At 71.5% G+C, this 21,438-nt stretch carries 27 protein-coding genes; 8 read left to right on the top strand and 19 right to left on the bottom strand.

Annotation, left to right across the window (positions count from 1 at the left end):
- Positions 1–156: 156 nt before the first annotated feature.
- From L1785_RS12140 to L1785_RS12150, 3 genes are all read left to right on the top strand, one after another.
- A complete protein-coding gene (locus L1785_RS12140; protein ID WP_236089530.1) occupies positions 157–456 on the top strand; it encodes a hypothetical protein in 300 nt (99 codons plus the stop codon).
- A gap of 407 nt (positions 457–863) precedes the next feature.
- Entirely contained in the window at positions 864–1,688 is an 825-nt protein-coding gene (locus L1785_RS12145) for a hypothetical protein (RefSeq protein WP_236089531.1), read from the top strand.
- Positions 1,685–2,761 carry a ParB N-terminal domain-containing protein gene (locus tag L1785_RS12150; protein ID WP_236089532.1) on the top strand — a complete coding sequence of 359 codons (1,077 nt, stop codon included), beginning with the start codon at positions 1,685–1,687 and terminating at the stop codon, positions 2,759–2,761. The genes L1785_RS12145 and L1785_RS12150 overlap by 4 nt, the downstream gene beginning before the upstream one ends.
- A 55-nt stretch (positions 2,762–2,816) precedes the next feature.
- Here the strand turns inward: L1785_RS12150 and L1785_RS12155 are convergent, their stop codons facing one another.
- On the bottom strand, positions 2,817–3,053 hold the full coding sequence (locus tag L1785_RS12155; protein ID WP_236089533.1) for a helix-turn-helix domain-containing protein: 237 nt from the start codon (positions 3,051–3,053) through the stop codon (positions 2,817–2,819).
- Between the two features lie 106 nt (positions 3,054–3,159).
- Positions 3,160–3,549 (bottom strand): hypothetical protein, encoded by a 390-nt coding sequence (locus L1785_RS12160; RefSeq protein ID WP_236089534.1) that lies wholly within the window; start codon positions 3,547–3,549, stop codon positions 3,160–3,162.
- 59 nt (positions 3,550–3,608) lie between these two features.
- On the opposite strand from L1785_RS12160, the gene L1785_RS12165 reads away from it, so the two are divergent.
- Positions 3,609–4,340, top strand: a complete 732-nt coding sequence (locus L1785_RS12165) for a hypothetical protein (RefSeq protein ID WP_236089535.1) — start codon at positions 3,609–3,611, stop codon at positions 4,338–4,340.
- Positions 4,341–4,462: 122 nt separating this feature from the next.
- Here L1785_RS12165 and L1785_RS12170 read toward each other — a convergent pair whose 3' ends face one another.
- From L1785_RS12170 to L1785_RS12225, 12 genes are all read right to left on the bottom strand, one after another.
- Positions 4,463–5,086: a hypothetical protein gene (locus L1785_RS12170; RefSeq protein ID WP_236089536.1), complete on the bottom strand. Its 624-nt coding sequence runs from the start codon at positions 5,084–5,086 to the stop codon at positions 4,463–4,465.
- Positions 5,087–5,217: 131 nt separating this feature from the next.
- Complete coding sequence (locus L1785_RS12175; RefSeq protein ID WP_236089537.1) at positions 5,218–6,501, bottom strand: tyrosine-type recombinase/integrase; 1,284 nt, start codon at positions 6,499–6,501, stop codon at positions 5,218–5,220.
- Positions 6,502–6,729: 228 nt separating this feature from the next.
- Positions 6,730–7,914, bottom strand: coding sequence for a tyrosine-type recombinase/integrase (locus L1785_RS12180; RefSeq protein WP_236089538.1), 1,185 nt, complete (start codon positions 7,912–7,914; stop codon positions 6,730–6,732).
- Positions 7,914–8,126: a helix-turn-helix transcriptional regulator gene (locus tag L1785_RS12185; protein WP_236089539.1), complete on the bottom strand. Its 213-nt coding sequence runs from the start codon at positions 8,124–8,126 to the stop codon at positions 7,914–7,916. The genes L1785_RS12180 and L1785_RS12185 overlap by 1 nt, the downstream gene beginning before the upstream one ends.
- Before the next feature lie 17 nt (positions 8,127–8,143).
- On the bottom strand, positions 8,144–9,766 hold the full coding sequence (locus tag L1785_RS12190) for a replication initiator (protein ID WP_236089540.1): 1,623 nt from the start codon (positions 9,764–9,766) through the stop codon (positions 8,144–8,146).
- On the bottom strand, positions 9,763–10,041 hold the full coding sequence (locus L1785_RS12195) for a hypothetical protein (protein ID WP_236089541.1): 279 nt from the start codon (positions 10,039–10,041) through the stop codon (positions 9,763–9,765). Before L1785_RS12195 ends, L1785_RS12190 begins: the two co-directional genes overlap by 4 nt.
- Positions 10,038–10,307 (bottom strand): WhiB family transcriptional regulator, encoded by a 270-nt coding sequence (locus L1785_RS12200; protein ID WP_236089542.1) that lies wholly within the window; start codon positions 10,305–10,307, stop codon positions 10,038–10,040. The genes L1785_RS12195 and L1785_RS12200 overlap by 4 nt, the downstream gene beginning before the upstream one ends.
- Positions 10,304–10,993 (bottom strand): DUF2637 domain-containing protein, encoded by a 690-nt coding sequence (locus L1785_RS12205; protein WP_236089543.1) that lies wholly within the window; start codon positions 10,991–10,993, stop codon positions 10,304–10,306. The genes L1785_RS12200 and L1785_RS12205 overlap by 4 nt, the downstream gene beginning before the upstream one ends.
- Positions 10,990–12,537 (bottom strand): FtsK/SpoIIIE domain-containing protein, encoded by a 1,548-nt coding sequence (locus tag L1785_RS12210; RefSeq protein ID WP_236089544.1) that lies wholly within the window; start codon positions 12,535–12,537, stop codon positions 10,990–10,992. Before L1785_RS12210 ends, L1785_RS12205 begins: the two co-directional genes overlap by 4 nt.
- On the bottom strand, positions 12,534–12,782 hold the full coding sequence (locus L1785_RS12215) for a hypothetical protein (protein WP_236089545.1): 249 nt from the start codon (positions 12,780–12,782) through the stop codon (positions 12,534–12,536). The genes L1785_RS12210 and L1785_RS12215 overlap by 4 nt, the downstream gene beginning before the upstream one ends.
- Positions 12,779–13,156, bottom strand: coding sequence for a hypothetical protein (locus tag L1785_RS12220; RefSeq protein ID WP_236089546.1), 378 nt, complete (start codon positions 13,154–13,156; stop codon positions 12,779–12,781). Before L1785_RS12220 ends, L1785_RS12215 begins: the two co-directional genes overlap by 4 nt.
- Positions 13,156–13,533, bottom strand: coding sequence for a hypothetical protein (locus tag L1785_RS12225; protein WP_236089547.1), 378 nt, complete (start codon positions 13,531–13,533; stop codon positions 13,156–13,158). Before L1785_RS12225 ends, L1785_RS12220 begins: the two co-directional genes overlap by 1 nt.
- 126 nt (positions 13,534–13,659) lie before the next feature.
- Here L1785_RS12225 and L1785_RS12230 point away from each other — a divergent pair, with 126 nt between their 5' ends.
- Positions 13,660–14,481 (top strand): hypothetical protein, encoded by an 822-nt coding sequence (locus tag L1785_RS12230; protein WP_236089548.1) that lies wholly within the window; start codon positions 13,660–13,662, stop codon positions 14,479–14,481.
- Positions 14,478–15,278, top strand: a complete 801-nt coding sequence (locus L1785_RS12235; protein WP_236089549.1) for a protein phosphatase 2C domain-containing protein — start codon at positions 14,478–14,480, stop codon at positions 15,276–15,278. The genes L1785_RS12230 and L1785_RS12235 overlap by 4 nt, the downstream gene beginning before the upstream one ends.
- On the opposite strand, the gene L1785_RS12240 is transcribed toward L1785_RS12235, so the two are convergent.
- The 4 genes from L1785_RS12240 to L1785_RS12255 all read right to left on the bottom strand — a co-directional run bounded on the left by L1785_RS12240 (position 15,262) and on the right by L1785_RS12255 (position 19,380).
- The gene (locus L1785_RS12240; protein WP_236089550.1) at positions 15,262–15,942 is read right to left on the bottom strand and encodes a DUF4145 domain-containing protein; all 681 of its coding nucleotides are present in this window, start codon (positions 15,940–15,942) and stop codon (positions 15,262–15,264) included. The genes L1785_RS12235 and L1785_RS12240 overlap by 17 nt on opposite strands.
- A 657-nt stretch (positions 15,943–16,599) precedes the next feature.
- Entirely contained in the window at positions 16,600–18,003 is a 1,404-nt protein-coding gene (lpdA, locus tag L1785_RS12245; protein ID WP_236089551.1) for a dihydrolipoyl dehydrogenase, read from the bottom strand.
- 52 nt (positions 18,004–18,055) lie between these two features.
- Positions 18,056–18,475 carry a ribonuclease HI gene (gene rnhA / locus L1785_RS12250; RefSeq protein WP_236089627.1) on the bottom strand — a complete coding sequence of 140 codons (420 nt, stop codon included), beginning with the start codon at positions 18,473–18,475 and terminating at the stop codon, positions 18,056–18,058.
- 65 nt (positions 18,476–18,540) lie between these two features.
- Positions 18,541–19,380, bottom strand: coding sequence for an alpha/beta hydrolase (locus L1785_RS12255; protein WP_236089552.1), 840 nt, complete (start codon positions 19,378–19,380; stop codon positions 18,541–18,543).
- Positions 19,381–19,409: 29 nt separating this feature from the next.
- Between L1785_RS12255 and L1785_RS12260 the strand changes: the two genes are divergently transcribed.
- A complete protein-coding gene (locus L1785_RS12260; protein ID WP_236089553.1) occupies positions 19,410–19,919 on the top strand; it encodes a MarR family winged helix-turn-helix transcriptional regulator in 510 nt (169 codons plus the stop codon).
- Positions 19,920–19,929: 10 nt separating this feature from the next.
- A complete protein-coding gene (locus tag L1785_RS12265) occupies positions 19,930–20,781 on the top strand; it encodes an LLM class flavin-dependent oxidoreductase (protein ID WP_236089554.1) in 852 nt (283 codons plus the stop codon).
- A 3-nt stretch (positions 20,782–20,784) separates the two neighbouring features.
- On the opposite strand, the gene leuD is transcribed toward L1785_RS12265, so the two are convergent.
- Positions 20,785–21,432, bottom strand: coding sequence for a 3-isopropylmalate dehydratase small subunit (leuD, locus tag L1785_RS12270; RefSeq protein ID WP_236089555.1), 648 nt, complete (start codon positions 21,430–21,432; stop codon positions 20,785–20,787).
- Positions 21,433–21,438 lie beyond the last annotated feature (6 nt).

Below are 21,438 nucleotides of genomic sequence, written 5' to 3' on the forward strand. Positions count from 1 at the left end.
TGCCCGCGCCGCGCCGCGTCGCCCCGGGCCAGTCGCGGCCCGGGGCGGATCTGCCCCTGGCGCGCCGGAACCGTGCGATCCCCGGGGCCCGGCGCGGCGGTGCGCCTGTCACGATGGCGGGAACGGACATCCCGGACCCGGCGAAGGGGGCACGTCGTGAAGGTCGAGATCACCCGGCACTGCCTGGGTTGCGGGGAGCGGGTCGCCGCCCCGGCAGGCAGGGTCACCGGGCACAAGCTGCGCGGAGGTGGCTGGTGCGAGGCGTCCAGCAGCCCCGCACCGGTCAAGCCGGACCTGTCGCGGCTGCCACGAGCCTTCTTCCGGTCCCACCTCGTGCCGCCCAGCGACGAGGGTCGCGACCACCGCACCGACCGCGGCGACGACGACACCGAGCCGACGCCTGAAGCGAGCCGCGCGCCCGCGCAGCGGGTCGCTGTCGGGTGCTGTCCGGGCTAAGTGACCGTCTGGCCAGCCGTCGGCGGAGGGTTTGAGCCCGCGTTTTTGACCTGCGCGGACGGGGCCGTCGAGGGGGCGTGCTCGATTCGGCGTGCGCGATTGGCGCGTTTTCCTCGTGGCACGGTGGTGCGCATGGACAAGGTCCCCGCCGCCGGCGTGCGCCTGGGCGCCGTGCACCCGATGGGGTGCGCGGGTCGTCACGCGCCGTGCGCACCTGCCCCCGCACCGTCGCGGGGGCCGGTGCAAGGGGCTTCGTGGGTGCGCATGGGGCGCGTAGCTGACCTGCACCGATGCCCGCCCACCCGCCCCGGCAGGTCCGCGCACTCGCTCGCGGGGGTGCGCAATTGGGTGCGCGCGCTAGTCATGCTCGACACCGACGCCCAGAACCTGAGGGAGGCGAGCCAACCTTGACCACCGAGAACCCCACCAACGCCCACACCGAGGCATGGTCGTTCGTGACGAGCGAAGGCCTGCGTGCCCTGCTGCACCGGCTGAGCCTGGACCCCGCCGCCTGGGCGCGGGACCCCGAGGCGAGCGCGTTGCTCGAGTTCTGCGCGACCCGGTACGCGGCCCTGGCCCGCAAGCACGGCCAGCATCCTTTGGATGCGGCGACGGCCGCGTTCGGCGTCCTGCGCGCCCCGGCCACGGCCCGCGCGCGTGACCCGTGGGCCCTGGTCACCCACGCCGTCCGGCTGACCCTGGCGGCCGACGAACGCGCCGACGCCCTGCTCTGCTCCGCGGCCACGGCGCGACGCCTCCTCAGCGATGCCGGGCTGAGCCGGGTGGTTCGGCTCGGCGATCGCACCGACCACCCCGCCATCGGGCCCCACTACACCGATGCCACGACCGAGGAGGCCGCCGGCCCGGGCGGGCTCACTCCGTTGCAGGTGCGCATCTGCGTGGCGAACGCCGTCGAGCTGCTGTGCTCGCTGGGCTGGACGCGTGCGGTGGCAGAGCTCGGCGTCACGCACGTCTGCGACCGCCTCGCCACCACCTGCAACCCGCAGCGTGCGTACGACGCCCTGCGCCGCGACGTGACGCTGCCCCGTCTGCTCGACATCCGACCTCGGACCTGGACCACCCTGTGCCGGGTCCTGATCGGCCCCGGCACGTCGCACCCGGGTGGGGTGCTGCGCCGGCTCCTGACCGGCGAACCCGTCCGCGCCCTCCTGGACGATGACGCCCTCGTTGCGGCCCTGCTCGCCGCCCGTCCCGCGGTGGTGGCGGCATGAGCGACAACGCCCTGCACCGCGCCATCGCGTCCATCACCGTGGGCACCCGGCACCGGCGCGACCTCGGCGACCTGGAACCCCTGGCCGAGTCCATCCGGCGCCTGGGCCCGCTGCAGCCGATCACCGTCACCCCGGACGGTGTCCTGATCTGCGGCCACCGCCGCCTGGAAGCCGCCCGCCAGCTCGGCTGGACCACCATCCCCGTGCACGTGCGCTCCGGGATCTCCACCCACCTCGCAGCCCTCCTGGCCGAACGCGAGGAGAACACCCAACGCAAACCCCTCAACCCCGTCGAGGAATCCGAACTCTACGACGAGATCCTCACCGTCGAACGCGAGGAAGCCGCCCGCCGCCAGGAAGCCACCCGCTTCCACCCCGGACACCACAACCCCGCCCGTCCGGGCGAGCACGACGCCAGCGAGAGGGAGGGCGAAACGGGAAACAGTGGCTCCGGCAACCTGCCGGGACCGGAGCGGCCGGGCGACGCCCGGCACAAGGCCGCCGTCCTGGTCACCGGCAAGGCCGCCTACAAGCGCCTCGAACGCACCAGCGCCCTGCGCGCCATCGCCGACGACGACACCGCCACTCCCGTGGCACGCGAGCTGGCTGCCCTCGCCGTCGAGGACATCCAGGCCGGGGCACCGGTGTTCCCGACCTACGACCAGGCCATGACCCAGATCGCCGCCCTGGACCCCACCCGCCCCGCCATCCGCCCGGTCACCGCCGACGACCTCGCCGACACCGCCCGCCAGGCCATCGACCGCGTCACCACCAAGGCCACGACGAAGAACCCGAAGAAGGGCACCGGCACCGGCACGACAGCGCCGACCGGGCAGAGCTTCGGCCGGGCCTTGCACGCCTGGGTCGAGCTCTGGCACGACGTCTCCGGCCAGAACGTCGACGACCCCACCGCCATCGCGACGAGCGCCAGCGACAAGGACTGGAACCACTTCGAACACCTCGTCGACACCATCAATACCTTCCGCGACACGGGCCGTGCCGCCCGTGCCGCCCGCACCACCGAGCCAGTCGCAATAGGTTCACTACATCCCAGGCGTGCCGTCCCGAAGTAAGCCCAGACAACGCGGGAGGGCCGGACCCGGAGGTCCGGCCCTCCCTGTCCGGGGCTCACCGTGCTGAAGGGATCACCGCCACCAGCGCCTCACGCACCTCGTCCAGATCCACCCGCACCAGCCGCCCGACCCGGTACCCGCGCACCGTCCCGTCTGCGATCCGCCGCCGCAACGTCTTGACCGACACGCCGAACATCTGGGCCGCGACGCTCAACGCCACGAGCCGAACACCCGGCGGCCCGCCATGTGCCGCAGGGCGGACGTGCTCTCCTCGCGATGTGTGTGTTGCCATGACGACCTCCTGTCCGTCGGGACGTGCTGTCAGATCACAGGTGTCCATCGCCGGCCAGCCGAGGTCGCGCGGGCCGTTCCATTGCAGCTCTCAAACGTACGGTCGCTCATCGGCGGACCACCGACAGGTGCTCCAGGGGTGGCAGACCGCTTATCGAGCGGTCGTCCCATGTGTGGAAGTCGAGGTAAGCGAGCAGCCCGTCCTGGGCGAGCATGATGATCGAGCCGTAGAGCGTGCCGTCGGGATCGGTCACCGAGAGCTCTTGGGGGATCGGTCCGTCGGGAAGTGGTGCTCGGGGAGCGTGGGGATCCGTGACGTCGACGTCGTACGAGCCGCACCCGCACCCGCACGCTGCGGAGACCTGAACGCTCTCGGCCTGAGTGCGAAGCTTCGCGGAGCCGGGGAAATCTCCGCTGAGCAGCAGGTCGAGGATCGCGCGCTCGTGCCCGCTCAGCGGCCGGGCGAAGGGGGCCGACGACGTCGGCGAAGTCTCCACGGCCGAACGGTACCGGGACCGGCTGACGGTGGAGGTCTCGCGGTCGGTACGATCCCGACGTGACCGACGACGGTGCTCCCGCGCAGGCAGCCGTACCGATCCGCGTGGGCCTCGGGTGGGCCATGGCCGGCCTGGTGCTCCTGCTCGTCGCCGCGTCACAGACCCTCGCCTGGGTGAGTTTTTTGCTCGGCGTGCTCCCATCCTGGCTGTGGTGGCTGCTCGAGCACGGCGGCTCAAACGGGATGCTCCCCGAGAATCTCGGCTCGGTGACGGGGCGGGCCCTCGCGTGGCTCGCCGGTGTGGTCGTCACCCTCGTGGCGGTCGCCCGCGTCGCGAGGCGGCGTGCGGCGAGGGACCGCAAGGTCGTCGCCGCACTCGGCGTCGCCGCGCTTCTCGGCCTCGCGCCCGTGCTCGCACTGACGGCGCCGCACGGCGTTGGCTTGACCCACAACGACACCCTGCGTGACTTCCACACGCTCCGGCCGGCGCTCGACGAGGTGGCGGCGCTCGTGGAGCGAGGCGATCTGTTCGGATGGTACGCGGATCTCCCAGCGTCGCTGGAGTTCGTCTCGGTGACAGGTGCGGTGGAGGTGAGCAGCGCGCGCGATGCCACGAGCGCAATGGGCGTGGTCGTCCCCCAGTGGGCTGCGCTCGTCGACGACGCTGGTGGCTACATCTACTCGCCCGGCGGGCCGCCGGTGGGCTGGGACATGTACAGCCTGGCCTGCGAGGACCCCGAGCCGCTTGAGGACGGCTGGTGGGCCTGCGCGATGCGGCCTGTGTCCCCGTGAGGTTGCCCGTCGTTTGTCCGGTGAATCGCGGAGCTGGCCGGCGATAGCGGGTGCCGCGACATCGCGTGCTCGCCGCGGCGCATCAGCTCGGCGAGAGTGGCCAAGATGCCGCGGGTGCGAAGTCAGTCCGTGTCGGTGAGACACAGCACGGTGACCTCGGCCCGTCCGTTGTCTGTGATGACGTACGTGTGGTCCCACGTCTCGTCCCAGAACCACGGAGTCCATGCCGTGCCGCTGTAGTCGACCCGGAAGTCTTCGTACCGGTCGCCGACAAGGGAGTGGACGGCAGCCGACGCGAGCTCCTTGGCCTGCGCAGCGGTGCCGCGGAATCGGTCGTAGGGGCCACCCTGCACGATGAGTGCGGCGAGCGTGCCGTCGAGCGTCAGGGCGCCGGCCCACTCTTCCTTGAGTCCTGCGGGGATACGGTCCAGCGCGGCCGGGATCTCAAGCTCGGCAAGGTCGGTCCGTACTACAGCGCTGTCGAGCAACTGCGAGTGGAGCCCGTACTCATCGTGACGGTTGCGGGTGGTGAACCAGGCTGTGGCGTCGGGGTACTCCACGGCCCGCCAGCGGCCTGCCAAGCAGCGGCCGCGGAACGCGGCGCGGGCGGCATCGAGATATGCCTCGAGACCTGGAGCGTCGATCGGTGAGTGCTCCCAGCGGATCGCGGTCCAGGACTCGACCATCTCGGTCTCCGTGGGCCGGGGTGCGTTCCAGTTGATCTCGTTCCAAGGGAGAAGGGTCACGTGGGCAACCGTCCCACGAGGAAGCGCCGCGCGGCGACGACGATGCATGCGCCTTCGTGAGGCCCGGCGCCCTCACGTACACGAGAGCCTCGCTACTTCCGCCTCCTGTTGGGTGCTCCGTGCCACCTGGCTCATGCCGACTTCACCCCGTCCCGTCGCAGTTCCTCCTCCACCGTCGCGCTCATCCGCGCCGCGAGATCGATGTCACGCTGCATCGTCGCCTTCTGGTACCGAAGCACCACGTTCACGTCGGCGTGCCCACCGCGCCTCATCAGCTCGGCGAGCGTCGCGCCCTCCTGGGCGAACCGGGTCAGGCCCGTGTGTCGCAGGTCATGGAACCGATAGCCATCCGGCAGCCCGTCGACCGCCTTGCGCGCCTCGGACCACACGGCGTTCCACCTCGTAGCCGACAGGTGCTGCCGGCCCCTTGCCTCGGTGGGCACCACGGGCGCCGTCGGGCCTGACGCGACGCGGCCCTCGAGGTGCTCTCGGAGCCGGTCGATCATGTGCGGCGGGACAGCCATGGACCGCACGCCCATGTCAGACTTCGGGTCGGCCAGCTTCCCGGTCGTCCCGTTCTTCTGCCGCCGCACGTACAGGGTCGCGGCCTTCCGCTCGGCGTCCCAGACGATGTCCCGCCGCTGGAGGCCCAGCACCTCTCCCCGCCGCAGCTGACACCACGCCGCCAGAAGCACGGCGATCCGCCACGGCTCCTGCACGGCCGTGTAGAGAGCGTCCACCTGTGAGGGAGTCGCGACGTCGTCTTCCGGCGTGTGGCCGTCGTCGTGGCGCACGGACTTGCGCGCCGGGGTCGGCACGCCGGGCATCGCAGTGAGGATCCCGTCGCGAACCGCCGCCCGCAGGATCATCTTGAGCGTGTCGACGGCGTCGCCCGCAACACCGTTGTGCTTCGCCCCCGGCTTGAGTACCGACGGCAGCGCGACGAGCCGAGCCGTCAGCGCCCCCACCCGCGTCGTGTCGATGTCCCGGACCCGGACGTCGCCGAGCGGTTCCATCAGGTAGTTGTTCACCCTGCCGCGGTAGGCCAGCACCGTAGCGGGTCGGCGCGGCTTGCCGCCCTTGCCGGGTTCGTGCGCGATCCGCACCAGCCACTGCTCGGCGTACTCCCGGAACGTCACGTCACGGATGGCTGCCGACTCCGCCTCGGCCCGACGGCGGCGCGCCGCCTCCTCTGGCGGCAGCCACTCGCCGCGCGCGATGCGATCGTGCATCCGGTTCAACCACGCCCGCGCGTCACCCTTTGTGAGGAACGTGAGCGGCTTGTCGTCCTCGGTGCGCGCCGAGTAGACCGTGCCGTCCGGTCCCGGGTAGCGCGCCTGCCACCGCTTCGACGGCAGCTTCCGCAGACTCCCCCACGCTTCACGGCGCTGTCGCTTCTCCGTCGTCGTACCCATCGATCGACCTCCTGGCTCGTGTCCGTCGTCGTGCCATCCCCGTGCCATAGCGGATGGCAATTTCGGACCCCTCACGTCCCCAGGTGTCCACGACGCCCCAGGACGCGAAGAGGCCCGGATCCGCGGAATTCCGCGGATCCGGGCCTCTCGCCAGGTGCGACGCCCGGCTGACGCCGGGGGCCGGATCAGAAGTTGATCTACTGGGCGAAAAGTGCGCCTGACCTGGGCTTATGCCGCGTCTCGCACTTCGGGGTGCACACGGGGTGCACCGAAGGCCTCATCGACCGCCCGTCGGGTGCGCTCATCGCTCTCCGGCAGGAAGTGGGTGTAGGTGCGCAGCGTGAAGCCGGGGTCCGAGTGCCCGAGGTACTGCGAGAGCGCCTTGATCGACTCGCCCGCGTGCAGGAGCGTCGATGCGTACACATGCCGCAGCATGTGGCATCCGTTTTCGCGCTCGCCCGGGATACCGACCGCACGACGGCCCTTCGCCCAGACCACACGGTTGAACTCGTCCCGGCGACACGCCCTCCCCTGCTGCGACGTCACCACGAGCCGCGCCGAGACAGTCGGGCCCGTCGACGTCCCCCACGGGAGCGAGACCTCCCGGGCGGGAAACTCCGCCAGGTGCTCCCGGAGCGCGTGTGCAACGACGGCAGGCAGCGGCACCTCCCGGATCTTCTCGCCCTTGGGCAGACCGAAGTAGCGCACGTGGGCACTCGTGTTGGAGAGCTTCACCTGTCGTCGCACGGTGACCCGCGCACGCTCGAAGTCGATGTCCTCGACGGCGAGCCCGAAGATCTCGCCCTGGCGCAGCCCGAGGCCGGCCCCGAGCGTCACGACGATCCGGTAGCGCGGACGGAGCGCCTCTCGCATCGCGAGGACCTGGTCCATCGACCACGGCTTGACCTTGTTCTGTTCGCGGCCGGGGCGCGCCACGGACTTCGCCTTGCACGGGTTCCGGCGGATCAGCTCGTCATCGACGGCCGCCGCGAAGATTGAGGCGACGTGCTGGAACAGCACCTCCCGGTAGTTCCGGGCCTCGCCGTCGAGTCCGAGGAGCCATCTCTGCACCGTCGTCGGCTTGATGTCGGCCAGCGCCAGGCCGCCGAGCACAGGCAGGATGTGCACGCGAAGCCGCATCTCGACGGCCTCTCGCGTGGACTCCGCGAAGGTCCGGGAGGCGAGCCAGCGCCGCGCGAACTCGCCGAAGGTGACCCTGCCAGAGTCCTTGGCGATGTACTCGCCGCGCAGGATGTCGGCCTCGATCTCGCTCAGGAAGGCTTCCGCGAGCCCCTTCTTCGGGAACGACTTGCCCGGCTGCTTGTCGGTGCCTGGTTCGCGCCAGCGGGCGACCCAGGTCACGGACTGCTTGCCATTCTTGAGCGTGCGGACCCGCTTCTGTACCGAGCCCATCAGGCGGCCGCCGTCTCGGTGAGCCAGGCGCGGACGGTGGCGGGGTCGTAGCGTAGGTGCCGGCCGACGCGGTAGGCGGCGGGGCCTGTGTGCATGGTGCGCCACCGGTAGAGCGTGGCGACCGGGACGCGCAGGAACGCGGCCACGTCCTCGATGGTCCAGAGCTCTTCGATCGTGGTTGCCGCCGTCGGGGTGGTGGTCTTGCGTCGCATGGTTCCCCCTGTCGTCGTCACGCCGCGGTAGGCGTGGTGGTTGCCGAACGGTTGTCCACAGGCCCGGGTGGTCGCCCGAGGGCGTGTTTGGCGGCGTCGTACTGGCGGCGCCACGCGATGGCCTGCCGCAGCGATGCGGCGATGACGGCCGGGTAGGTGAAGGTGCCCGCTTCGGGGGCGCGCCAGACGAACCGCGCGTGGCCGTCGTCGGTGGCCTGGTCGGCGGCGAGCCGGTTCGCGTCCTCGGGCTCGAACCCCGCAGCTGCGAGGGCTTGGCGCACGACGGCGGACCGGTCGGCCTTGTGCTCGGTGAGGGTCTTGCCGGTCCACTGCCGTGAGACCAGCACTCGCCGGCCGCCCAGGCCCAGGTTCTCTCGGTCGTGCGCCGGGGAGGGGCACCGGCCCGGGATGAGGCCGGGGCCGGGGTCTTTGGGCTGGACGCCGTAGCGGAGCCAGTTCGCGCAGGTGGGGCCGCACGGCAGCCACCGCACCTCGGCGTGGAGCCGGTCGATGTGCCGTTCGTACGCGCGGGCGTGCGCGGTCGGCTCCTGCTCCCCGTCGTCGTCGGTGGCGGTGTAGGTGCCGGAGATGGACTTGGTGAGGTACTTGCACAGGTAGCGCACGGTCCGCTCGGAGTCCTTCGTGCCCCCGATCAGGCCCTTGACGTCAAGCTGCGTGCCGAGGGTGGCGACGTGCACCGGGTTCTCGAGGTGCGCGGTGGCCTGCTTCCAGTCGGGCAGGCCCTCACCCGTGGTCGGGTCGAGGTACGCGGCGGTCTCGGCGTCCCAGACGGGGAGCACGTCGTCGTAGCGCACCGTGTCGATCGGAGGCCACCAGGCGGCGTAGTAGGTCGCGGCGCCCACGGCCTTGATGACCGTTCGGGGGATCGAGCCGCGCACGGCGGCGTGCAGGTGCGGCGCCAGGCGCTTCTGCGCCTCGATGGTCGCGAAGTACTGGACCTTGTACCCGGCGCAGCGGCGCAGGTTCTGCCAGAACCGGTCCACCAGGCGGGAGAACGTCAGCGCGTCCAGCGCCGCACGCCGGTAGTCGTACCGGTCCGGGTTCCTGGGGATGCCGCCCTCGGCGACCTTCCCGTAGGACGGCAGCGTCAGCGTGAGGAACATCGAGGGGCGGAACACCCGCCCGGTCTTGGGGTCGGTGAAGGTCTGCCCGACGGTCGCGTCGGTCATGTGCTGCTTGGGCAGGTCCGGGAAGTCGTCCAGGCGGCGGGTGGAGCGGGTCTGCCGCTCGCCGTCGGCCGCAGGCTCCAGCCGGGCGGTGGGCAGCTTCACGCGGTCGGCGTCGGGGATGAACCCGCCGTCATCGGCCCACCGGTCCAGGTCTTCCCAGCCGTCCGGCAGGGGCGTTTCCGGCGTGGGCGGCACGCGCGGCTCGTCGGTGCGGTGCCAGCCCTCGCGGCACTGGTGCATCCGCAGGCGGCGGGCCTTGTCCGCGCACGAGGGGCAGACCGCCTCGCGCGTGGACCCGCAGGGTATCGGCACGATGTGCGTCGCGCCGGTCACCCGGTCGTGGACGGACCGGACCAGGGGGCGCACGCACACCTGGGCCGACTCCGCAGCCGCTCGGGCCAGGTCGTCATCCACGACCGCCGAGATGCCACCGTCGAGCCGCATCGTCATGCCTCCTGCGCGGTGTCGGCCCACGCCTCGAAGAGAGTGGGCTGGAAGTAGTCGGCGCGGGCGCCCTGGGCGACGGCCCGGGACAGGGCAGCCACGGCGGCGTTCCACTGCTCGCGGGCTGCTTCCAGGCGTGCACGCAGCACGGTGCCGTCGCGGGGGTCGGCAAGGTTGACCCGCCAGGACTCCCATCGCGTGTGGGCGGCGTCCAGTGCGGCCGTTGCAAGGTCGTAGCGCACCGCGGCCGGAATCTGCCCGTACTTCTCGACGGCCTTCATGCCGCCCTGCCCACCGACTCCAGCCCGGGCAGCGCCGGCTGCTCGGGAAGGTCAGGCACGGTGCGATCGTGGCCGGCCCAGAACCCGGCCGTGGTCGGCGTGGTCGCCACCGCGACGGCGCAGGCTTCGAGCACGGGGCAGGCGGCGCAGACCTTCGCCATGAGGTGCCGGTCCCACACGGTCACGTCCTCGGGCTCCGCGACCCAGGGCAGGTCTCGCAGCTCGTCGCGGGCGCACGCGGCGCCGAGCATCCAGGAGGTGTTCATGCCGTCGCTCCTGCCACGTCCAGGCCGTCGAGGCCGTCGAAGCCGGGCAGGGTGTCCTGGGCGACGCGGCGGGACAGGCCCGAGCGGACCGGAGCCAGCGGCCCGAGAGCGGGAACCCGCGCGGGGGCCGGCGGTCCGGACGACTCCGCCGGGGCGATAGCCGGCGCAGCGGGCGACTCGGCCGGAGCAGCGACGGCGTCGAGCACGCGGGCGGTCGCCAGAACCGGGGAGACCTCGGGCACGTCAACCGGCTCGACCTCGGCGGGTTCGTCGGTCACGACGAGCGAGGCGAGGGCGTGCGTGGAGGTCAGCACCGACAGCGGGGCGAGGGCCACCAGGACGACGCCGACGAGGGCGCGCAGCTGCGGCCCGACGTCGTAGGCATGGGCCGAGTTCGCGCCGATGGACACCACGGTGAACAGCAGCATCAACGTCCACGCCCACGCCGACGAGCGGCCCCGAGCCCGCAGGACGAGCGCCACCAGGCCGTAGACCAGGACGGAGGCGTCGATCACGACGGGGACGAGGAACGCGATCGGCTCAGGCACCCGGCCCCACAGGGCGGCGTCCCGCAGCGAGGCGAACGACAGGGCGAACGAGGCCAGCGCGACAGCCGCCGTCAGGGCGACGGTGAAGAACAGGACGGGGCGGGAGTCGGCCGCGATCCGGGCCACGGGCCGGGTCATGCCGCGACCTCCCCACCGTCGACGGGAACCTCGGGGACCTCGGCCGAAGCCTCAGCGGGCGCCTCGGCCGGTGCGTCAGGGACGGCCTCGACCGCGCGGGGCTTGCGCGGGGAGCGCTTGCGCCGGGACCGCTCGGGCTCGTCCTCGGCCACCGGGGCAGGGGAAAGGTCGACGCGGGTCGGGGCGGCGAATCGCTCGGCGGTTGCGCGGATCAGCTCGTCGGGCCAGTACGCGGCCCGGACCTTGTCCGTGGATCCGTCGTCGTTCACGACCCATGCGGTGCCCGGCTGGGCGGGGTTGATCCGGTGGGCGGGGGCGAGTGCGGCCATACCTTCGCCGAGCACCATCGTGACCTCATCCCGAGAGCGGAGGCGCAGGGCGAGGGTCTGGGTGAACAGGCCGCGTGCCGGGATCGTCTCCTTGCGCGGGTCCTGGACGCAGGCCACGATCAGCACGCCCAGGGCGCGGCCCTGGGTCAGGATCTCGGCCAGCAGGCGGGCACCCTCGGCCTTGGTCTCGGCGTCGGTGTAGGCGGTCAGGATCGCGAGTTCATCGATCAGGACCACGTCGAGGGGGTCATCGACCGTGGGGACGTGGTTGCGGGCGGTGCCCGCCATGGCGTGCCCCCGTGCGTCGAGGATCGCGATCACACGACGCAGGACCTCCAGCGATTCGGCCGGGGTCGCGGCGGCGGCGGTGAACAACGGGGCGCCGACGCGCAGCTCGACCCCGCGCTTGAGGTCCACACCCCAGAGCCGGACCAGCCCGGCACCGACGGCCGGGGCGAGCCCGCAGGCGATGCCCCAGAACATCGAGCCCTTCCCGGACCCGGAGCACCCCACGACCAGGGTGTGCCGCTGGGCGATCTGCAGGTACCAGGCGGTGCCGTCCTGCCGGGCACCCATCGGCACCACTTCGGTCGTCACGGTCTGGGGCGGGAGCGCGGTCCCGCCATCGGCGAGCAGGTCGGCCGTCATCAGCGTCACGTCGACGGCCGTCGGCCCGGCGGGCTTGACGACGTGCCCGACGGCGCCGTGGGCGGTGGCGATCTTCGGCACCGCCGTCTCGATGGTCTCCAGGGTCTGGCCGACCAGGACCCGCACCCGCAGGCTCAGCAGCCCGTCACGGACCCGGACCCGGGCCAGCGGCGGGGCGACTAGCACCGGGCCCCTCTTGCCCTGGGCGGTGCGGGCGAGGCCGCACTCTGCGGCGACCGAGGGCCAGCGCAGCCGCACGGCGTGGGCGATCAGCCAGCGCGGGGCGAACCAGGGCACCGGCCAGCCGGTCAGCATCCGCCAGGTCGCCACGAGCGCGCCGGGTCCGAGCCCGAGCCCGAGGACGGCCCACATCGCGGTGAACGTCGCGGACCGTTCCGGCTCGGGCTGGATCACGGCTCCGAACCAGGTGAACCCAGCGACCGCCAGCCACAGCGCCACCCACGGGCGTGCCCGCCAGCACCAGACCAGCCACAGCCGGGCGAACCGCGCGCAGCCGCGCACCACCCGCCACCCCACGTGGGCCGTGGTCTTGACCTTCTGGTTCATGACTTCCCCTTCCCGATCCATCGGCCGTGCTCGTCGTAGGCGCCGGGGTTCTCGGCCCGGTGTGCGGCGTCGGCCTCCTTACGGACGACGTCGTAGAGGTCGCTGACCCGCTCGCGCAGCTCGGCGGCGAGGTCGGCCGGGGCGGGCAGGTCGTGCACCGTCAACAGGCGCGCGACCTGCCCGAGGCCGGACCTGGCGGCAGCGAGGAAGTCCCACGCCACCGCCAGGCCCTCAGCCCTGCTCATGCCGCGTCCGCCTTGTCGAACAGGGCGGCGTCGGCCTCGGCGGGGACGTCCTCGGAGGCGGTCACCTCGACCGAGACCGGCAGGCCCGACCCGTCGCCGGAGACCCAGCCCGCCCAGGTCCGCCACAGCAGCACCCCGCCGCCGTACGCCTCAGACGTGCGGGTCTCGCTCTCGACAAGGGCGAACCGCTCTACCACCGCCAGCGCGCCGGCGTAGTCGTCGGCGTGGATGTCGACGCCGATGTAGGGCACCGACCGCGCGTCGGGGATGCTCAGCCGCGAGTGCTCGACCCGCAGCCCGTACACCTCGACCGAGCCCAGCCCGGCCAGGACCTCCACGACGGCGGAGGTCAGCGCACCCACCGCCCCGGTCATCAGGCAGCCGCCTTCGCAGCTCCGGCCGCACCGGCGATGCCAGAGGCCTCCCACGAGGTCGACAGGCCGTTGTTGCGCCGGTCGATGCGGACCGAGGCCACCAGGCCGTCGAACTGGATCGGCGTGAACATCGACGGGGCGGGCATCTCCCGCGCGGGCACCGTCACCTTGACCGACTCGGTGGAGACCCGGCCCCAGGACTCGGACTGGTACACCACCTCCACGCCCCACAGCGGGGCACCGGACTCGGCGTGCCGCGCCTGGGTCTCGCCCGGGCGGCGCTTGCCGTCCGCCGTCTCGATCCACTCCATGACCGGCTCCACCACGCCGGTCGCCATCATCTTCTGCCGGTTGCTGTCCACCGCGAACGTCGCCATCTCTGCATCTCCTGTGTTGAGGGGTCTAAACTCTTGGCCCGTTCTCGCGACCCGTCATGTTGAGGGGTCTAAACACGACGGTACGACGGGAGAGTGCTCCCGTCAAGGGGTCTAAACTCGCGAGTTATGGACGAGGAGGAATTCGAGAGCATCCGGGCCGACGGGAACCCCGTCAGCCAGGCCCGACGTGCAACGGCCCTCCTGACGACCTACACCCAGCGAGCCGCCGAACTCGCGCGGCTCCGCAAGGTCGCGATCGATCGCGCCTACGCCGCCGGCATGACGTACACCGAGATCGCCGCCCAGATCGGTCTCTCCAAGGGCCGCATCACGCAGCTGCGGAAGTCGGCCCCGCCCGCCGAACGCGTCTTCTTCGGCGTCGGACCGGTCACCGTCGCAATCCCGCTGCGCGCGATCGGGGACCGCCCGCTTGGAGTCGTCGCGGCCGAGGACGCGAAGGCCGCCGAGGTGATGAGCGGCATCCTCGAATCGCTCAGCCTCGCCGTCGACCCGTTCCAGATCCCCCCGACCGGCGAATGGGACCCGCCCGCCGATGCCGTGGCGATCTGCGGTCCGAAGTCCTCGCGCGTCACCGCCGAAGCGATCGAGTCGGACCCGTTCCTCTCATTCAAGCCGGACGACTCCGGCCGGTGGGTCATCACCGACCGGCAGACCGGGGAGACGTTCATCTCGCCGTGGGACACCAGCGACCGGACCCGCGACATCGCCTACGTCGCGCGACTTCGCCGCAAGGGCCGCACGCTCCTGGTCGTCGCGGGTGTGCACGCGCTGGGGTCCGTCGGCGCGGTCGAGCACCTACGCCACCACCTCCCCGACCTGTACGCCGAGGTCGGAGAGCGCCCGTTCTCCCTTGTGGTCGCGAGCACCTTCGACGGCACGACCCCGACCGAGACCACGGCCCTGTGGGGACCGAAGGTCCACCCGTGATCCTCGCGGCGACCCTGCCCGGCGGCACCCTCAACCAGGACCGCCACGCCACCGGCGACGGATTCGCCCTCGTCCTCGACGGCGCAACCTCGTTCGCGGGCGACCGCTCCCACGATCCCGGCTGGTACGCCGAGCAGCTCGCAAACGCACTCACGGTCACAGTGCCCGACGGCGGCACACTGGCCGACGCCGCCACCGCAGCCATCGCCAACGTCCGCGACGCCCACGGCCTCACCCCGGACACGGCCCCCACGAGCACCATCGCCCTTGCCCGCTGGTCCGCCGAAACGGTCGAGACGTACGTACTCGGGGACAGCCTCGCCGTCGTGCTCCACCCCGACGGCACCGAGACGGTCCACCATGACGACCGGCTCGCAGCCGTTGCCCCCGCCGAGCGAGCGGCCTACCGGGCGCACCTGGCCGACGGCCACGGATACGACGACGCACTCCGGCCGTTGCTCCTCGCGCTCCAGGCCGAGCAGGCACGGCACCGCAACCAGCCCGGCGGATTCTGGATCGCAGGAGCCCAGCCCGAGGCGGCACAGCACGGAGTCACCACCACCACGCCCCGTCGCGACGTAGCCGCCGTCATGCTCGCCACCGACGGCGTAGCCCTCGACCGGCACCCCACCGCGACCACCTGGCGCGACCTATACGACGAGGCCCGCCACGACGGCCCCGCCCAGGTGCTCCAACGCATCCACGACGCCGAGGTCTCCGACCCCGACGGTCAGCGCTGGCCCCGCGCCAAGCCCCACGACGATAAGACGCTCGTCGTCATCACTCCGGGGGACTAGCCACGGCGGTCCGCTGCGCGCGAGCACGAGCCACCCTTTCCGGCTGGACGTACAGGAACTCAAGGAGTTGCTGAACCAGCGCGAAGAGATCGTTCGCCTCATCCATCGAGACGGGGCCGAACGCTTCCTGATGAGCACCCGCGTTTCCGAGCTGCCGAATGTGAGTCGCCCAGTCGCCGAAGGACTCCCAGAGCGCACCGTCGTCCACCATCTGCTTGATGGCGGCGTGGAGCGTGTTCTTGTTGCTCGCAGCCTCGCTGCCCTTGTCCTTGACGATCAGCGCCAGCGCCGTCCGGAGCATCGCAACGCCAGCGTGCGGGGCGAGCACGGACAGGCAGCGAGCACCTTCGCTCACGGCCGCGCCGATCGCTGCCGGGATCGCCGGATCGAGTGCTCGCGTTCCAGGCGTCGGCCACCACAGAAGCGGCACGAACTGCGCGTCAACTCCGTCGCGGGCCTCGATTACCAACGACCCCTCACGGCAACCCTGGCAGACGAGCATCACGGCGCGCTCGATGGGCACATGGTCACCAAGCACTGCGTGAAACGCGGTGCGCGTCGGCAGCGACCCCGCCTGCGAGAAACTGGAAACACGGCCGCACCGCGGGCACGGTCCGGTCGGATCCGCCGATGTCGGGAGCGTGTCAGGGTCGGGTGTCGACATGACGGTGAGTCTAGAACCGCCCACCGACACGCACTGCCGAGTTGACCTCTACCAGATCAAGGCGCGCCTTCGGCGCGCGGTGCGCGCCTCGGCGCCCGGGCGAAGGGCCCCCAAGAGCGCGGCGGGCGCTGCGCGCCCTTGCGCCTCCCCCCACCCGGGCACCTCGGCCCGCACCCCACACACGACAGACGGCCCCGGAACCTGGTTCATCAGGTCCGGGGCCGTCGCACGATCTTCCGTTCTCACCGAACTACCGCCCGCCGGGGGGCAACCGGAACCGAAAAGAGACAGGGGGTCGGCCCCCGCCACCCTCCGGCCCTCGACCGACGCGGAGCCTCACACGGAACCCGCCGGCATGTCTACCCGTGGCCAGACTCGGGCGAAGAGCTGCAAGCCGTCGAGGTCGAGGCCACGGGTAGACATGCCGGCAGAACCCGTGTGCGAGACGGCACCGCGCCGAGGGCCGGAGGGAGACGGGGACCGAGAACCCCACCCATGGGAAGGACGAGCCCGCAAGGTCGGCCAGGCGGTGACGCGGACAGCCGTGGTGCACACGTGGTGCACAGGAGCACGAGAAACGGCGGCAAACGCTGCACAACGCTGCAAGGCGTTTGCGCAGGTCAGCCGCCGTTTCCGGTGCTAGCGAGACCCCAGGTCTCAGAAGTTGATCATGTGCCCCGCGATGCCGTGGATCGCCTCCTGCACGGCCTCCGACAGCGTCGGGTGCGTGTGCACGTTGCGCGCCATCTCGTCGGCCGTGAGGTCCCACTTCTGCGCGAGCGTGAGCTCCGGCAGCAGCTCGGAGACGTCCGGGCCGATCATGTGCGCACCGAGGATCTCGTTGTACTTCGCGTCGGCGACGAGCTTGACGAAGCCCGTCGGCTCGCCGAGGCCGTGTGCCTTGCCGTTCGCCATGAACGGGAAGGACGAGACCTTCACGTCGTAGCCCTCGTCGCGGGCCTGCTGCTCGGTGAGGCCGAAGGACGCGATCTGCGGCGAGCAGAACGTGGCGCGCGGCATCATCCGGTAGTCGCCCAGCGTCATGGTCTCGGCCCCGCCGATGGTCTCGGCGGCGACGACGCCCTGCGCCTCCGCGACGTGCGCGAGCATGAGCTTGGCGGTGACGTCGCCGATGGCGTAGATGTGCGGCACGTTGGTGCGCATGTGGTCGTCGATCGCGATCGCGCCGCGGTCGGTGAGGGCGACGCCGGTGGTCTCCAGGCCGAAGCCCTCGACGTTCGGCGCGAAGCCGACGGCCATGAGGACCTTGTCGACCTCGAGCGAGCCGGGCTTGCCGTCCTTGACGCCGGTGTAGGTCACGGACACCGAGGAGCCGTTGTCCTTGACGGTCTCCACCTTGGTGGAGGTGAGGATGGGCACGCCCATCTTCTTGTACTGCTTGGTGATCTCCTTGGAGACGTCCACGTCCTCGTTCGGCAGGGCACGGTCGAGGAACTCGATGATCGTGACGTCCACGCCGTAGTTCTTCAGGATGTACCCGAACTCCATGCCGATGGCCCCGGCGCCGACGATGGCGATGGAGCGCGGCAGGTCGCGCGTCATGATCTGGGTCTCGTACGTCACGACGTTGTCGGACAGCTCGACGCCCGGCAGCAGGCGGACCTGGGACCCCGTCGCGATGATCGCGTTGTCGAAGGTCACCGTCTCGGTGCCGCCCTTGGTGAGCGCGACCTCGATGGTGTTCGCGTCGCGGAACGTGCCGCGGCCCTCGTACTCCGTGATCTTGTTCTTCTTCATGAGGAAGTGGACGCCCTTGACGCGGCCGTCCGCGACCACGCGCGAGCGGTCGAACGCCTTGCCGAAGTCGAAGGTCACGTCACCGGACATGCCGAAGAAGTCCGCCTGGTGCGTGAAGATGTGGGAGAGCTCGGCGTTGCGCAGGAGCGCCTTGGAAGGGATGCACCCGACGTTGAGGCACACACCTCCCCAGTACTTCTCCTCGATGATCGCGACGGACTTGCCGAGCTGGGCCGCGCGGATCGCGGCGACGTAGCCGCCGGGGCCCGCGCCGAGGAGGACGACGTCGTAGTGGGAAGCCATGGGTCAAGAGTATTGGCCGCGACAAATACAGGAGACGTGACTTCCGTCGCATCTACCGCACGGTGTCGACGCCCTTGTTCGCCAGCACGTCGGCTCGCTCGTTCCCGGGGTCGCCGGCGTGGCCCTTGACCCACACCCAGCGGACCTGGTGACGGGCCACCTCGGCGTCGAGCGCCTGCCACAGGTCCACGTTCTTGACGGGCTTCTTGTCGGCGGTGCGCCACCCGTTGCGCTTCCAGCCGGCGATCCAGGTCCGCATGCCGTTCATCACGTACGACGAGTCGACGTGGATCGTGACCTCGCTCGGCGCCTTCAGCGCCCGCAGGGCCTCGACGACGGCGGTGAGCTCCATGCGGTTGTTCGTCGTGGCCGGGTCACCCCCGAAGATCTCCTTCTCGTGCGTGCCCGACCGCAGGAGCGCACCCCAGCCACCAGGCCCCGGGTTGCCCTTGCAGGCCCCGTCGGTCCACATCTCCACCACCGGTCGGCTCTCCGTCACGGTGCTCACCGTAGCCCGGCCGGTGCCGGCCAGGCGCCTCAGCCCGAGACCGCGCGGACCAGGAACGCCGCTGCGCTGTCGAGGGCGCGGGCCGCCGTCGGCTCGGACGCGTGGTGGTGCTGAAAGACGTGGGAGAGGCCCGCGTAGACCTCCAGAACGACGTCCACGTCCGCCGCGGCGGCGGCGACCGAGAGCCGGGTCGAGTCGTCGAGGAGGACCTCGTGCGTCCCCACCTGGAGCAGGAGCGGCGGAAGGCCTGCGAGGTCAGCGAGCAACGGGCTCGCCAGCGGCGCGGCGGGGTCTGCGCCGGCAAGGTACGTGTCTGCGTAGACCTGGATGCCGGCCGCGTCGAAGATCGGGTCCACCGTCTCCTTGCCCGTCAGGCTGCCGCCGCTCAGGGTGAGGTCGAACCAGCCGGAGAACGAGACCAAGGCGGCCGCGAGCGGCAGGCCGGCGTCCCGGGCGGCGATGAGGGTCGCGAGGGCAAGGCCGGCCCCGGCGGAGTCCCCGGCCAGCACCACGCGGGCGTGGTCGTGCTCGGCGACGAGCGCCTCGTAGGCAGCCAGGGCATCGTCGACGGCGGCCGGGTACGGGTGCTCGGGCGCGAGGCGGTAGTCCAGCACCCACGCCCGGAGGGAGGCGCTCGCGGCGAGGCGAGCGGCGAGCGGGACGCCGGTCCGCGCCGAGCCGATCGTGTACCCGCCGCCGTGGAGGTAGAGCAGCGTGCCGGTAGCCGCGCCGGGGTCACCCAGCACGTCGACCGCGAGCGCGGGGACGCCGCCGAGCGTCGTCGCCGCCGAGCGGGTGCCCGCGGGCAGGGCCAGGTCTCCGAAGCCCTCGTAGAACGTCCTGAGGTCGGCGAGTGCGGTGTGGTCCATGGCGTCCTCCTGGGGTAGAAGTAGATTCCATGGAATCCAATAAAGATTCGTCGGAATCTATTCCTGGCCGCACCAGGACTCCGGCCACGGACGCGGCCCAGGTCGTCGACGATCTCGTGCGCGTCGAGGTCCGTCTCTACAGCGCGATCGACGCGCGACTGCGGGCGGCGCACGGCTCCGGCCTCGGCCGGTTCGAGCAGCTCCGCGTCGTCGGCGACGTACCGGACTGCCGGGTGTCCGACCTTGTCCGCGTGCTCGCCATCACCGTCGGCGCGGCGAGCAAGGGCGTCGACCGGCAGGTACGTGACGGCCTCGTGCGGCGCACGGTCAACCCGGCGGACCGACGGTCGTCGTTCCTCGCGCTCACGCCCGAGGGGCGACGGCTGCTCGACGGGATGAGGCCGACCTATGCGGCGGCCGGCGGTGAGCTGCTGGACGGCGCCGGGCTTCGGGAGCGGGACCTCGCAGCGGTGGCAGATGCACTGGCCGCACTGCGGACCCACCTGGAGGCCACCGCGAGTGTCAGAGGTCACACGTAGGGTCGGGTTCATGAAGTTCGGGTTCGTGGGCAGCTTCGGGACGGTGTCGCAGCATGTCGCGCTCGCACGCGCCTGCGAGGATCACGGGTGGGACGGGTTCCTCACGTGGGACGGCATCGACCTGGGCGACTGGGGCGGCGGCATACCGACCTGGGACCCCTTCGCGATCCTCGCCGCGGCCGCGACAGTCACGGAGCGCATCACGCTCGGCGCGATGGTGTTCGCACTCCCTCGGCACCGGCCGTGGGAGCTCGCGCAGCGTGCGCTCACCGTGGACCACCTGTCGGGCGGCCGGCTCGTGCTGCCCGTCGGCGTGGGCGTCCTGGACGACCATGGGTTCACGTCGGTGCCCGGCCAGGAGCGCGGCCTGCGCGAGCGGGCCGAGACGCTCGACGACGTGCTGGCGTTCCTCGCCGAGTCGTGGACGGGCGAGCGGTTCGCGTTCGACGGCACGCACGTGCACACCGGGGACTTCCGGTTCCCGGTGGCGCCCGTCCGCGGACGCATCCCGGTCTGGCCGGTCGCTTCGTGGCCGAGCGCACGGTCGATGGGGCGGGCGCTGCGGTGGGACGGCGTCGTGCCACAGCTGCGCGGCACGACGGCCGAGGACCCGCTGACTCCCGACGACGTGGCGGCGATCGTCGCCTGGGCGGCCGAGCACCGCGGTGAGACGACGACGCAGGGCGAGTGGGACGTCGTCGTGCAGGGAAAGCTGCCCGCCGATCCGCGCGAGGCCTCCGAGACGGCTCGGGGGATGGCCATGGCGGGCGCGACCTGGTGGATCGAGTCCTGGTGGGACCCGGCCAAGGCGACCCCCGAGCTCCTCCTGGAGAAGGTGCGTCAGGGGCCGCCTCGGCTCTAGGCGTCAGGCCTGGCTGCCCGCCGGGCGGGCCGGGACGACCTCCACGGACGGCAGGTGCTTCGCCGGCAGGGTCTTCGGCCGCCATGCCTCGCGCTCCGCCTCGAACGCGGAGATGTCGTCCGCGTGCTGCAGGGTGAGGCCGATGTCGTCGAGGCCCTCCAGGAGGCGCCAGCGCGTGTAGTCGTCGATCTGGAAGGGGACCGTGACGTCGTCGGCCGTGGCGGTCTTCGCCTCGAGGTCGACGGTCACCTCCGTGCCCGGCTTGGTCTCGAGGATCTTCCACAGGATCTCGATGTCCTCGGGCGAGACGATGCCCGTGACGAGGCCCTGCTTGCCGGAGTTGCCGCGGAAGATGTCGGCGAACCGGGAGGACAGGACCACGCGGAAGCCGTAGTCCTTGAGCGCCCACACGGCGTGCTCACGGGACGAGCCGGTGCCGAAGTCGGGGCCCGCGACGAGCACCGAGCCGGCGCGGTAGGCGTCCTGGTTGAGGACGAAGGACGGGTCGCCGCGCCACGCTGCGAAGAGCGCGTCCTCGAAGCCCGTGCGGGTGACGCGCTTGAGGTAGACGGCGGGGATGATCTGGTCGGTGTCGACGTTGCTGCGGCGCAGCGGGACGCCGACCCCGGTGTGGGTGGTGAACTTCTCCATCGGTCT

The sequence above is a fragment of the Antribacter soli genome, from assembly GCF_021568775.1.
In the GTDB taxonomy this organism is placed as follows: Bacteria; Actinomycetota; Actinomycetes; order Actinomycetales; family Cellulomonadaceae; genus Antribacter; species Antribacter soli.

Excerpts from the sequence above, each read along its gene's own strand:
- L1785_RS12150 (WP_236089532.1), top strand. The coding sequence starts at position 1,685 with ATGAGCGACAACGCCCTGCACCGCGCCATCGCGTCCATCACCGTGGGC.
- L1785_RS12155 (WP_236089533.1), bottom strand. The coding sequence starts at position 3,053 with ATGGCAACACACACATCGCGAGGAGAGCACGTCCGCCCTGCGGCACAT.
- L1785_RS12175 (WP_236089537.1), bottom strand. The coding sequence starts at position 6,501 with ATGGGTACGACGACGGAGAAGCGACAGCGCCGTGAAGCGTGGGGGAGT.
- L1785_RS12180 (WP_236089538.1), bottom strand. The coding sequence starts at position 7,914 with ATGGGCTCGGTACAGAAGCGGGTCCGCACGCTCAAGAATGGCAAGCAG.
- L1785_RS12185 (WP_236089539.1), bottom strand. The coding sequence starts at position 8,126 with ATGCGACGCAAGACCACCACCCCGACGGCGGCAACCACGATCGAAGAG.
- L1785_RS12190 (WP_236089540.1), bottom strand. The coding sequence starts at position 9,766 with ATGACGATGCGGCTCGACGGTGGCATCTCGGCGGTCGTGGATGACGAC.
- L1785_RS12195 (WP_236089541.1), bottom strand. The coding sequence starts at position 10,041 with ATGAAGGCCGTCGAGAAGTACGGGCAGATTCCGGCCGCGGTGCGCTAC.
- L1785_RS12200 (WP_236089542.1), bottom strand. The coding sequence starts at position 10,307 with ATGAACACCTCCTGGATGCTCGGCGCCGCGTGCGCCCGCGACGAGCTG.
- L1785_RS12205 (WP_236089543.1), bottom strand. The coding sequence starts at position 10,993 with ATGACCCGGCCCGTGGCCCGGATCGCGGCCGACTCCCGCCCCGTCCTG.
- L1785_RS12210 (WP_236089544.1), bottom strand. The coding sequence starts at position 12,537 with ATGAACCAGAAGGTCAAGACCACGGCCCACGTGGGGTGGCGGGTGGTG.
- L1785_RS12215 (WP_236089545.1), bottom strand. The coding sequence starts at position 12,782 with ATGAGCAGGGCTGAGGGCCTGGCGGTGGCGTGGGACTTCCTCGCTGCC.
- L1785_RS12220 (WP_236089546.1), bottom strand. The coding sequence starts at position 13,156 with ATGACCGGGGCGGTGGGTGCGCTGACCTCCGCCGTCGTGGAGGTCCTG.
- L1785_RS12225 (WP_236089547.1), bottom strand. The coding sequence starts at position 13,533 with ATGGCGACGTTCGCGGTGGACAGCAACCGGCAGAAGATGATGGCGACC.
- L1785_RS12230 (WP_236089548.1), top strand. The coding sequence starts at position 13,660 with ATGGACGAGGAGGAATTCGAGAGCATCCGGGCCGACGGGAACCCCGTC.
- L1785_RS12240 (WP_236089550.1), bottom strand. The coding sequence starts at position 15,942 with ATGTCGACACCCGACCCTGACACGCTCCCGACATCGGCGGATCCGACC.
- lpdA (WP_236089551.1), bottom strand. The coding sequence starts at position 18,003 with ATGGCTTCCCACTACGACGTCGTCCTCCTCGGCGCGGGCCCCGGCGGC.
- rnhA (WP_236089627.1), bottom strand. The coding sequence starts at position 18,475 with ATGTGGACCGACGGGGCCTGCAAGGGCAACCCGGGGCCTGGTGGCTGG.
- L1785_RS12255 (WP_236089552.1), bottom strand. The coding sequence starts at position 19,380 with ATGGACCACACCGCACTCGCCGACCTCAGGACGTTCTACGAGGGCTTC.
- L1785_RS12260 (WP_236089553.1), top strand. The coding sequence starts at position 19,410 with ATGGAATCCAATAAAGATTCGTCGGAATCTATTCCTGGCCGCACCAGG.
- L1785_RS12265 (WP_236089554.1), top strand. The coding sequence starts at position 19,930 with ATGAAGTTCGGGTTCGTGGGCAGCTTCGGGACGGTGTCGCAGCATGTC.
- leuD (WP_236089555.1), bottom strand. The coding sequence starts at position 21,432 with ATGGAGAAGTTCACCACCCACACCGGGGTCGGCGTCCCGCTGCGCCGC.